9 protein-coding genes are annotated in these 11,640 nt (G+C 57.2%); 6 read left to right on the top strand and 3 right to left on the bottom strand.

The window, feature by feature from the left end; translation table 11 throughout:
- Positions 1–74: 74 nt before the first annotated feature.
- Complete coding sequence (locus MRS74_RS04990) at positions 75–839, bottom strand: adenosylcobinamide-GDP ribazoletransferase (RefSeq protein WP_254579181.1); 765 nt, start codon at positions 837–839, stop codon at positions 75–77.
- 75 nt (positions 840–914) lie between these two features.
- Here MRS74_RS04990 and MRS74_RS04985 point away from each other — a divergent pair, with 75 nt between their 5' ends.
- Together MRS74_RS04985 and mepK are read left to right on the top strand one after the other, a co-directional pair.
- Positions 915–1,904, top strand: coding sequence for a glycosyl transferase family protein (locus MRS74_RS04985; protein ID WP_254579180.1), 990 nt, complete (start codon positions 915–917; stop codon positions 1,902–1,904).
- A gap of 86 nt (positions 1,905–1,990) precedes the next feature.
- Entirely contained in the window at positions 1,991–2,551 is a 561-nt protein-coding gene (gene mepK / locus MRS74_RS04980) for a peptidoglycan L,D-endopeptidase MepK (protein WP_254579179.1), read from the top strand.
- Between the two features lie 97 nt (positions 2,552–2,648).
- On the opposite strand, the gene MRS74_RS04975 is transcribed toward mepK, so the two are convergent.
- Together MRS74_RS04975 and MRS74_RS04970 are read right to left on the bottom strand one after the other, a co-directional pair.
- Positions 2,649–3,821, bottom strand: coding sequence for a cation:proton antiporter domain-containing protein (locus MRS74_RS04975; protein ID WP_254579178.1), 1,173 nt, complete (start codon positions 3,819–3,821; stop codon positions 2,649–2,651).
- A gap of 199 nt (positions 3,822–4,020) precedes the next feature.
- Positions 4,021–5,349, bottom strand: a complete 1,329-nt coding sequence (locus MRS74_RS04970; RefSeq protein WP_254579177.1) for an MATE family efflux transporter — start codon at positions 5,347–5,349, stop codon at positions 4,021–4,023.
- A gap of 180 nt (positions 5,350–5,529) precedes the next feature.
- Here MRS74_RS04970 and nfuA point away from each other — a divergent pair, with 180 nt between their 5' ends.
- The 4 genes from nfuA to MRS74_RS04950 all read left to right on the top strand — a co-directional run bounded on the left by nfuA (position 5,530) and on the right by MRS74_RS04950 (position 11,635).
- Positions 5,530–6,123, top strand: coding sequence for a Fe-S biogenesis protein NfuA (gene nfuA / locus MRS74_RS04965; protein ID WP_254579176.1), 594 nt, complete (start codon positions 5,530–5,532; stop codon positions 6,121–6,123).
- A 305-nt stretch (positions 6,124–6,428) separates the two neighbouring features.
- A complete protein-coding gene (gene lon / locus MRS74_RS04960; protein WP_254579175.1) occupies positions 6,429–8,858 on the top strand; it encodes an endopeptidase La in 2,430 nt (809 codons plus the stop codon).
- Positions 8,859–8,994: 136 nt separating this feature from the next.
- Positions 8,995–9,270, top strand: a complete 276-nt coding sequence (locus MRS74_RS04955) for an HU family DNA-binding protein (protein WP_020679779.1) — start codon at positions 8,995–8,997, stop codon at positions 9,268–9,270.
- A 466-nt stretch (positions 9,271–9,736) separates the two neighbouring features.
- Positions 9,737–11,635 (top strand): SurA N-terminal domain-containing protein, encoded by a 1,899-nt coding sequence (locus MRS74_RS04950; RefSeq protein WP_254579174.1) that lies wholly within the window; start codon positions 9,737–9,739, stop codon positions 11,633–11,635.
- Positions 11,636–11,640: the final 5 nt, after the last annotated feature.

Here is an 11,640-nt window from a genome sequence, read left to right as displayed (position 1 = left end):
TTCTAGCAGTCTATGGCCTGCGGCGAAAACGCAGCGCGCCTTAGTGGGGTTTATAGTCGGGCTACTCGTGGAGTTTAGAGCTGGCCAAGGGGAAGGCACAGCACCAGATAGACCGCGACTTCTGCCAGCTGCTGGGTTGCGCCCAGACAATCGCCGGTATAACCACCGAGCCTGCGTCTGAACAGGCGGCAAAGGTAGAGCCGAAGCAGCAGCAGTGCGGTTATGACTGCCAGTACGCTGTAGCCCGGCAGCAGAAACAGGCAGGCCAGTGCCGGGGCGGTGGCAATCAGCAGTTCAGTCCGACTCATGTTGCTCGCCAGTGGGCGCACCTTGCTGAGCCGGTCGAGCTGTACATAGCTATCGGTGTGGATCAGACTGACGGCAACAAAGCGGCTGAGAGTATGGCCGGCGATCAGGGCAATCAGCACATCATTGATACTGATCAGGCTGGCGAGCTTCAGGCCCAGCACTATTATCAGGCCCAAGGCGCCGTAGCTGCCAAGCCTTGAGTCCTTCATGATCTCCAGCGTCTGCTGCGGGGTCCAGCCGCCACCAAAGCCATCGCAGAGATCGGCCAGGCCGTCTTCATGAAAGCCACCGGTCAGCAGCAGGATGCCGCCGGTACTGAGCAGTACGGCGATGGTGGCCGGAAACAACAGCGCAAAAATTGCGTAAAGTGCTGCCGCGGCAAGTCCGATGATCAGGCCAGCCAGCGGGAAGTAGCGGCTGGCGTGATTAAGCTCATCGGGGCCGAATTTCACCCAGGCGGGGGCCGGGATGCGGGTGAAAAAGGTCAGGGCATTAAAAAAAAGATGTAGTTCCCGGGTCAAGGCGTTCATTCGGACTCGCATTCAGGCCTGCGCTTGGGTATATATGACGCGGCCACACTCTAGAGCAAAAGAGGCATCAGATCCATGAGCAGTCAGGAACATCCGTTTGCAGTCTATGTGCGTATTCTCGGCAAGGGCAAGAAGGGCTCGCGCTCGCTGACGACCGAAGAGGCCCGCGACGCCATGGGGATGATTCTCGATGGGAAGGTGCTGCCCGAGCAGCTTGGAGCCTTTCTGATGCTGCTGCGGGTAAAGGAAGAGGCGCCGCAGGAGTTATGCGGTTTTGTCACGGCCGTGCGGGAGCGGCTGGAGGCACCACAGGATCTGCAGGTCGAACTCGACTGGTCCAGCTATGCCGGCAAGAAGCGGCGTCTACCCTGGTTCCTGCTGGCGTCGCTGGCGCTGGCCCAATCCGGCGTACGTGTGTTCATGCACGGCGCGCGCGGCCATATGCCGGGCCGGCTCTATACCGAAGACATGCTCGGCCTGTTCGGCTTGCCCTCCTGTCATGACTGGGCAGAGGTGGCGGCTGAGCTGAATGATCGCAACTTTGCCTTCATGTCCATTGATGCGCTGGCGCCGCAGTTGGGTGACATTATCCAGTTGCGCTCGGTGCTGGGGCTGCGCTCGCCCGTCCATACGCTGTGCCGGTTGCTCAATCCGCTGGGTGCCGAGCGTGTTATCGACGGCGTCTTCCATCCGCCCTACGGCCCCATGCATCAGAAAACCAGCATGCTGCTGGGGATGCGCAATAGCCTAACAGTCAAGGGGGATGGCGGCGAGGCTGAACTCAAGCCGGATTCGGACAGCGAGCTGCAGTGGATACTTGGCGGTGAAATGCACACCCAGCAGTGGCCCAGACTGCTGGGCCAGCGCGTAGTGCGTGACGAAAGCCTGCAGCCGCAGGAGCTGCTACAGCTGTGGCGCGGCGAGCTGGAGCATGAGTACGGCGAGGGCGCCGTTATCAATACCCTGGCGGCGGTACTGAAGCTGCTCGGGCGTGCATCCGAGCCGGAAGAGGCGGTACGCCAGGCGCAGGAACTGTGGCGCCTGCGCATCAAAGATGCGTACTAAATGGTTAATTTATCGTGTAAAAAATATACAGCTGATACTATTTGTGGATAATGGCTGTAAGTATTTCAACCAACTGTTGCTGAATTATGCCCCATAGAATCCTTCAGAATCGTCGTGCTTTTATAAAGACACTGGCCGGTACCGCGGCCGGGCTGGCAGGCTCGGGTGCTATAGGTGCGCCACTGATCAAGAACCCAGGGCTTGAGCGCAAGCTCACCCTGAACAACATGCACACCGGTGAGAAAATGACCGCGGTGTACTGGGCCGATGGTCACTACATGCCACAGGTGCTGCAGGAGGTGGATCATCTTTTGCGCGACCACCGTACCGATACCTCGATCCAGATGGATCGCCAGTTGTTTGATCTGCTGTACTTGCTGCAGCGCGATGTCGGCCTGCACAAGGAATTTCAGGTGATCTCCGGTTATCGTTCGCCCGAAACCAACGAGATGCTGCGCAAGCAAGGTCAGGGCGTTGCCAAGAAAAGCTACCACATGCAGGGCAAGGCGATTGATATCCGTGTGCCGGGCATTGCACTGCGGGATGTGCAGCGCATGGCACTGAAGCTCAAGGCCGGCGGAGTCGGCTTTTATTCGCGCAGCAACTTTCTTCATGTCGATGTGGGTCCGCTGCGTCACTGGGGTTGAGTACTGACATAGCTGTAGCGCGGTCTCTGCAAAAAGCCGCCTTCCTTCACGGAAGGCGGCTTTTTCGTTTGGTGGCGAAATTGGCCGCGATGGGCTCTCAGTCCTTGCGCAGCCGATCCGAGATGGCGATGGGGGAGGGAAAGTTGAAAATCACCAGATAGCTGGAGAACAGGAACGTCAGGATGGTGGTGGCCTGAATGACATGGGAGGCTTCCTGGCCAATCAGGGTGGCGCTGGTGGCCAGGTAGGCGATCAGCAGCGAGAACTCGCTGATCTGGCCCAGGCGAAAGCCGATCTCCCAGGCCAGTTTCTTGCTTTCGCTGATGTGAATCAGCAGAAAGCGGAACACCACTGGCTTGAGCGCCAGTACCAGTGCGGTCATCACCAGGGAGGGCAGTAGAATGACATCGACCAGGGTGAGGTTGAAACTGGCGCCGATGGAGAAGAAGAACAGAATAAGGAAAAAATCACGCAGCGGTTTCAGGCTGGTTGCGATGTACTGGGAGATTGGGCTGGTGGCCAGGGTAACGCCGGCCACAAAAGCGCCCATCTCGGCGGAGAGACCTATGGCCTGGGCAAGTTCCGCCATGCCCAAACACCAGCCCAGGGCGAGCAAAAAGATATATTCGTGGAAGCGGTCAAAGCTCTGCAGCAGGCGCAGCAGCACGTAGCGTACGAACAGGAAGGCCCCGGCGGTCATCAGTGGCAGCGCGGCGAGGGTTTTCAGGAAGACCTGGGCGCCGTTCTGGCTGCTGTCATTACCGCTGTAGAGCAGCAGCAATACCAGAATGGCAATGACGTCCTGCAGTAACAGCAGGCCGACGACCAGTTCGCCCGTATGGCGGTGGTGCAAGACAGTAGTGGGCAGCAGCTTGATGCCGATAATGGTGCTGGAGAACATCAGTGCGGCGCCGATAATCAGTGCTTCGGTCTGACTGAAGCCAAACAGCAGGCTGGCGCCATAGCCGGTGGCCATGAAGATCAGCGAGCTGCCGATGGCCACCAGGGTTGCTTTTTTCAGCATGTGCAGCAGATGGCTAGGCTGCATGTCGAGCCCCAGCAGGAAAAGCAGGAAAATGATGCCGATATGGGAAATGTCTGCCAGCAGGGCTGTATCGGACACCAAGCTGAGGCCGTAAGGGCCCAGCAGGGCGCCAAGCACTATATAGGCAACCAGCAGCGGTTGGCGGGTATAGAGGGCCAGAGTGGCGAGAATCGCGGCGCCGGTGAATATCAGGAAAAATGAGAATACGAGGCTCTGTTCCGCCATATCGGGTTCCTGTGGTGCTGCGCCGCGAGCCAGTCGATTCTGGGTGGCCGCTTAATCCTGAGAAAATAGAGTCGCTGCAGTATTGCTGTAACCCGTGACAGTCGGCAATGCCGTGACTCTCGCGGTGTGACCTCTCGCGGCAAGATTGTCGCGCAGTGACTATTGCCAGGCTGCTTTGGCTAGGGTTCAGTGTATCAAACTAGCCGAGCTTTATGTCGGCCCAGTGACGCCGTCGCCAGATGCCGATAAAGACCAGTGACGACAGACTTCGATGGACCAGCTGAACCAGCCAGATGCCGGTCAGGCCAAAGCCCAAATGGGGGCCAAACAGCCATGCCAGTGGCAGATAGAACAGCCACTGCCCCCCCACCGAGACCATCATTACCAGTCGATGCGCGCCAGCACCCAGAAGTGCCTGGGTCAGTACCAGGCCGGCGGCGTCCAGGCAGATAGCCAGCCCTGTGATCTGCAGCGGCAGCCGCGCCTGGTCGACAAGCTGCGGATCCGTTATGAAGAGCGCAAGGATGCGCTCGGGCGCCAGCCACATTGGCAGGCTTAGCATGCAGATAATCACCAGTGCCGTCTTTATGACATCCCAGCCCCATTGCTGCGCTTCGGTCGGCTGGTTGCGTCCCAGGGCGTGGCTGACCAGGGAGGTGGACGCCATGCCCAGACCAACGCCCGGTAGAATCAGGAACAGCGCCAGGTTGATCAGGACATGGGCGATGGCCTGCTCCTGGGTGCCAAGCTGTCCGATAATCCAGAACAGCACGGCGATGGCGATGGCGAACAGCAGTTGCTGCAGCGAGTGGGGTATCGACAGGCTCAGCACGGTGGCGAGCGCACGGCGATCGCGTTTGGCATGCAGGAATCCGTGCTTTCTGGCATCACGCCACACCAGGGCCGCGTTCAGCAGACAGCCAATGAACAGCGCGATACAGGTGCCCAGGCCCGCGCCGGCAGCCCCCAAGGCCGGCAGACCGAGGGCACCGAAAATAAGGCCGTAGCTCAGAATGACGTTGAGTAGATGCATCACCAGTAGCAGGCGCAGATGAATCATGGGTCTGTAGGTGCCGTTCCACCAGCCGCGCAGCGAAAAGTTAATGCCTACGGCGCTCATGGCAAGGATGCGGTAGTCGAAATAGTCGTTGGCGATGCTTAGTACGGCGCTGTCGCGGCTCATGAGGCCAAGCAGGCTGTCGGAGAAGGTGGCAAATAGCAGGCTTAGGGGCAGGGCTATGGTCAGCGCCAGGATAATGCCGGCGTTGACCGGGCGGGCCATATCGGTGCGGCGGCCTTCCCCGTGGCGCCGCGCAACCAGTGATTGCACCGCCGACGACAGACCGATAATGCAGCTGATGGCGATAAAGTTGGCGTAGCCGGCGATGCCCACGCCCGCCAGCGCGGCTTCCCCGAGGCGGCCGACCATGGCGGCGTCCACCAGGTTCAGCAGGCTTTGCGACAGCATGCCGCCGATGATGGGCAGGCCCAGTGTCAGAATGGTGCGCACACGTTGCGGTTGGCTCATTGGGCGTGGTTTGCGGACTGTATGGGGGTGAAAAATGAGGCGGCAATTCTAGCAGACTTATACCCGCGGGTGGGGATGGGCATAATAACTGATCAATTTACTCGGAATTAGATTGCGTGTATCCTTCGATTTATTAGGCTATCACCTGTCAGTTTGTGAAGTAGGAGTCCAGTAATTCCCATGAATATCACGGTTACCGAAAGTGCTGAAAAATATCTGGCCGATCTGCTGGCAAAGCAGGACGCTGAAGACATCTCCGTGCGCATGTTCGTGACCCAGCCGGGCACGCCCTATGCTGAAACCTGTCTGGCGTATTGCCGTCCTGACGAGGTAATCGCTGATGACGAGCTGCTGGAACTGACCCTGATCCGTTTCTATCTTGAGCGCAACAGTCTGCCGTACCTTGAAGAGGCCATGATCGATTTCGCCGAAGATCGCATGGGTGGCCAGCTGACCATCAAGGCGCCTAACGCCAAGGTGCCCAAGGTATCCGCCGACAGCCCGATGGAAGAGCAGATCAACTACATTCTGTATTCCGATGTTAACCCGGGACTGGCCAGTCACGGTGGCGAGGTCAAGCTGGTTGAGCTGGTGGAAGAAGAAAACGGCCATATCGCCGTGCTCAAGTTTGGCGGTGGTTGCCAGGGCTGCAGCGCAGTGGACATGACCCTCAAGGACGGCGTCGAGAAAACGCTGCTTGAGCGTGTTCCTGGCCTGATCGCCGTGCGTGACGAAACCGATCACAGCAATACCGACAAAGCCTACTACAAGTAAGCTGTCATCCTGAACGGGGCCCTGCATGTCAGGGCCTCGTTTTTTTTGGCCGTTGTCCTGTCCCCCGGGTTGCTGCTATAACGGAGTCAGCCCAGTTGTGCTGTGGTGCAGCAAGGGGGCTTGTGTTCCGTCGCCTGCGGGTTTGGCGGCCAGGGGGCGATTCAAGGCCACTGATTTGCGGTTTTTTTCAGAGTATTGCTTGTATTTCCATGCTCCAGCCCCATTGATTGGTATTACCATTATTTCCAAGGTTCTCGCATTCGTCAGCGCTCGGGGCGGATGCTCTGCAAAGAGGCATCATCCACATGGATCAGATTGAAGCAAAAGAGGATGCTGTAACCATCGAGCTTCCGGTATTGCCGCTGCGCGACGTTGTTGTCTATCCGCACATGGTCATTCCGCTGTTCGTTGGTCGTGAGAAGTCGATTCAGGCCCTCGAAGCGGCTATGAACAGCAACAAGGAAATATTGCTGGTCGCACAGAAAAATGCGTCCGATGACGAACCCGTGGCTGAAGGGCTGTTTGAGGTCGGCACCGTTGCATCCGTACTGCAGATGCTCAAATTGCCGGATGGCACCATCAAGGTGCTGGTGGAAGGTGATTACCGCGCCAATATTGAAAGCTTCCATCAGACAGACGATAGCTTTACTGCCCGGGTTTCGGTGCTCAAGGTTGAAGATACTGATCCTGCCGAATCAGAAATCTACAAGCGCACGGCGCTGGATCAGTTCGAGCGGTTTATTCAGGTCAACAAGAAGATTCCAACCGAAGTGCTGACATCGCTGCAGAATATCGATGATATTGGCCGTCTGGCCGATACCATCGCGGCGCACATGTCGCTCAAGCTGGATGAGAAGCAGCACATTCTCGAAATGCTGGATAATTACAAGCGTCTCGAGCATTTGATGGCGCTGATGGAGTCGGAAATTGATCTGGTCGAAGTGGAAAAACGCATCCGCGGCCGGGTCAAAAAGCAGATGGAGAAAAGCCAGCGCGAGTACTACCTGAATGAGCAGATGAAGGCCATTCAGAAAGAACTCGGTGATCTGGATGAGTCCGGCACCAATGATATGGATGAGCTCAAGCGCCGTATCGATGGCGCGGGCATGCCCAAAGAGGCCTACGACAAAACGCTGGGCGAGTATAACAAGCTCAAAATGATGTCGCCGATGTCGGCCGAGGCCACCGTTGTGCGCGGCTATATCGACTGGATGCTGCAGGTTCCCTGGGCCAAGCGCTCCAAGGTGCGCCATGACATGAGGCGGGCCGAGAAGATTCTCAATGAGGATCACTATGGTCTGGCGGAAGTGAAGGATCGCATTCTTGAGTACCTGGCCGTGCAGAAGCGTGTGCGCAAGCTCAAAGGCCCCATTCTGTGTCTGGTGGGCCCGCCCGGTGTCGGCAAGACGTCTCTGGGGCGCTCCATCGCGCGTGCAACCAATCGCGAGTACGTGCGCATGGCCCTGGGTGGCGTGCGTGACGAGGCCGAGATTCGAGGTCATCGCCGCACCTACATCGGCTCCATGCCGGGCAAGCTGATTCAGAAAATGTGCAAGGTGGGGGTCAAAAACCCGCTTTTCCTGCTGGATGAAGTCGACAAAATGGGCATGGATCAGCGCGGAGATCCGGCGTCTGCGTTGCTGGAAGTGCTGGATCCGGAACAGAACAGCACCTTCAATGACCATTACATGGAAGTGGATTTTGACCTGTCCGATGTGATGTTCGTGTGCACCTCCAACTCCATGAATATTCCGGGGCCGCTGCTGGACCGCATGGAAATCATCCGTATTCCAGGTTACACCGAGGACGAAAAGCTCAATATCGCCCGCAAGTACCTGGTGACCAAGCAGTTGACCCAAAATGGCCTTAAAGCGTCCGAAATTGAGATTTGTGATGAGGCCATCAAGCACCTGATTCGCTACTATACTCGCGAAGCTGGCGTGCGAGGCCTGGAGCGCGAGATCGCCAAGATCTGTCGCAAGCTGGTCAAGGAGCTGTCTCTGGGGCAGTTCAAGGGCGAGAAACGGGTCATTGGCGGCGACGAGCTGGAACATTACAGCGGTGTGCGCAGGCACAGCTTTGGCATTGCCGAGGAAGAGGATCAGGTGGGTCATGTGACCGGTCTGGCCTGGACTCAGGTGGGAGGGGAAATCCTCAGCATTGAAGCGGCAGTTGTGGCCGGCAAGGGGCGTCAGGTGACCACCGGCTGCCTGGGCGATGTGATGAAGGAGTCCATTCAGGCGGCGCTGACGGTGGTGCGAAGCCGCGCCCAAAGTCTGGGTATTGCGGCGGACTTCCACGAAAAGAGCGATATTCACATCCATGTTCCGGAAGGCGCCACACCCAAGGATGGCCCCAGTGCAGGCGTTGGCATGTGCACCGCCCTGGTATCAGTACTGACCGGTATTCCGGTGCGGGCGGACGTCGCCATGACCGGTGAGATCACCCTGCGCGGGCAGGTACTGCCGATCGGCGGTCTCAAGGAAAAACTGTTGGCTGCGCACCGCGGTGGTATTCGTACGGTGATCATTCCGCAGGAAAATGAGCGCGACTTGAAGGAAATTCCAGATAACATTAAGGCGGATCTGGAAATAAAAGCCGTCAAATGGATTGACGACGTACTGGAAATTGCTCTCAAATACCAGCCCAAACCGCGTGAAAATGATCTGAAGGAGCCGGTGGCTTCAGATAAAAAAACGGTGAAGGATGAGTCTGGGCAAATAAAGACTCATTAATCGGCAACATCGGCAGAAACCGCGTGGCGTCTGCTTGACAGCCGTTTCTGCCAGTTGGTATAAAGTGCCTGATCGTCTTGCTGGGCATGGACTACGGTACATAAGAACATAACGAATTGGATTCAAGGGGAACATCGTGAATAAGTCTGAACTGATTGATGCTATTGCAGCTTCTGCTGACATTCCAAAAGCAGCTGCTGGCCGTGCATTGGACTCTGCTCTGGAAAGCATCTCTGGCGCTCTGCAAAAAGGTGACTCTGTCGCCCTGGTTGGATTTGGTACCTTCGGTGTCAAAGAGCGCGCAGCGCGTACCGGTCGTAACCCGCAAACTGGTCAGCCGATCGAGATTGCAGCGGCGACTCTGCCGACCTTCAAGCCGGGCAAGGCTCTGAAAGACGCGGTAAACAAGTAAGAATTTGATCGCGAAGGCGGGCCATCGGCAATGGCGAAGGCTCTGCGCAGGCAGGGCTGTGAGCCGCTGACTTTAGCCTCGCCGGAAAATGGTTCGGGTTGTCCTGTGCCATTTTCTGCAGTCCGGATACTGAAGCGGTAAGTTATTTATTCAGTACTGTTTCTAGCGCAATCAGGTGTAAATATTGTCACCTTTTTTTGCTGAAGTATTTTAGCGGTGTGAGATTTAGTGTGTTAATTGAGTCTTCACCGTACGTATGCAGAATTTGAATGGTTAAATATCGATCAGTCAAGTTCTTCATTTCGGGATACGCAGGGGAACAAGCGGTTGTTTTTTGAACAGGCGCTGGTCCGGTTTTGGTGCAGAAATACAAAATGCGTTTTTGTACCAACTAATACAAAAAAGGCGTATTCGATTTGAATGCGCTTTTTTTTTAATCTCGTACATTTGAATTTTTGGATTCAGCATGTTGCAGTCCATCAGGGACAATTCCCAAAGTATTGTTGCTAAAGTAATCGTGGGTCTGATCGTCGTGACTTTCGCCCTGTTCGGCGTGGAGTCGCTCGTCAGCCTGACAACAGGTACCAAGGCGCCCGCGACCGTCAACGGTGTAGAAATCGGTGATCAGGAGCTGTTTCGTGCCGTCGAGCTGCAGCGTCGTCAGCTGCTGGCTCAGATGGGTGCAAATGCCGACCCCGCGGCACTGGATGACAATCTGATTCGCACTATGGTGCTGGATCGCCTGATTGATGATGCGGTGCTGGTACAGTCTGCCAGTGAGCAGGGCATGGCAATCTCACCGCAAATGCTGGATCAGATGATCGTCAGCACCGGTGACTTCCAGCTTGATGGCAGCTTTAATCGGGACCAGTTCGAAGCCGTGTTGCGCAATGTCGGGCTCACGCCGCTGACTTATCGTGACTATCTGCGCAGGGAAACCCTGATCGAGCAGGAGAAGTCCGGTTATCAGTTGTCTGCGTTTGTAACCGACGATCAGTTGAAGAACCTGCTGGCGCTGGACCGTCAGACCCGTGATATGGCCTGGTTTGAAGTGCCAGCCGCACCTGTCAGGGCGCAGATCAAGGTGACCGACGCTGAGATAGCCGCACGTTATGAAACTCAGCGCGACCTGTACCAGACCGAAGAGCAGGTCAGCATCCGCTATCTGTTACTGGACAAGGCGAGTCTGCTGGGTGATATCGAGGTCAGCGACGCCGAGCTGCAGGGGCAGTATCAGCAGGTGCTGGCGAGCTTCAGCTCCGATGAGGAACGTGAAGCGGCCCATATCCTGATTGAGGTGTCCGATGCTCAGGATGCCGCGGCTGCCGAAGCCAAGGCTCAGGCGCTGAAAAAGCAGCTGGATGACGGTGCTGACTTCGCGGCTTTGGCAAAGGCCAACTCTGACGATCCAGGTTCTGCGGCCAGCGGTGGTGAGCTGGGGCTGAACGCCCGGGGCATGTTTGTCGGACCTTTTGAAGATGCGCTCTTCGCCATGAAGGAAGAAGGTGAGGTTTCAGAGCCGGTACGTACCGAGTTTGGTTACCACCTGATCAAGCTGGGCAAGATCGTCCAGACCGAACCGCCGTCCTTTGATGATATGAAGGCCGAGCTGCGCGAGCAGATCCTGACGCAAAAGGGTGAAAGTCGCTATGTTGAACAGCTGGAACGCCTCGCTGACGTCACCTTTTCGTCCGGCAATCTGGAAGAGCCTGCCGACGAGTTGCAGCTGGAAATCCAGACCAGCGAACCCTTCGGCCGTGCCGGTGGTAGCGATGCCGTCAGCGCCAATCCGCGGGTACTGGCAGCTGCGTTTTCAGCTGAGCTGATCAATGATGGCGTCAACAGTGCGCCCATCGAGCTGGATGCAGGCCGTAGCGTCGTTATTCGCGTGCAGGAGCACCTGCGCCCGCGTCAGCAGACGCAGGACGAAGTGGCCGATGTGATTCATCAGGAGCTGCTGGAGGAGAAGACCGCAGCGCGTATTGATGCCTTGGCGGGCGAGCTGCTGGATCAGCTGAAGCAGGGCGCAGATATGGCCGAGCTGGCGGCGGCACAGAATCAGTCGCTGACCGAGCTTGCTGATGTCAGTCGCGCCAGCCCGGATCTGGCCGCTGAAGTGCGTGCCGAGCTGTTTCGCATGCCGCAACCACAGGCCGATGCCACCAGCTATGCCTCGGTGGAGCTGAATAGCGGCGGCCGGGCGATTGTGGCCCTCAAAGGCGTGAAGGTGCCGAATCTGGATGATGCGGTGTCGGCGGACGAGCTCAAGGCCATGCGCGCTTACCTCGCGGGCCGCCAGGGGCAGCAGGACTACCAGGACCTGGTGCGTACGCTCAAGGATGCAGCCGAGATCGAGAAAAACTGAGGTAG

This window comes from Marinobacterium sedimentorum (assembly GCF_024267675.1).
Taxonomy (GTDB): Bacteria; Pseudomonadota; Gammaproteobacteria; order Pseudomonadales; family Balneatricaceae; genus Marinobacterium_A; species Marinobacterium_A sedimentorum.
This window is presented reverse-complemented; position numbering and strand designations above follow the sequence as displayed.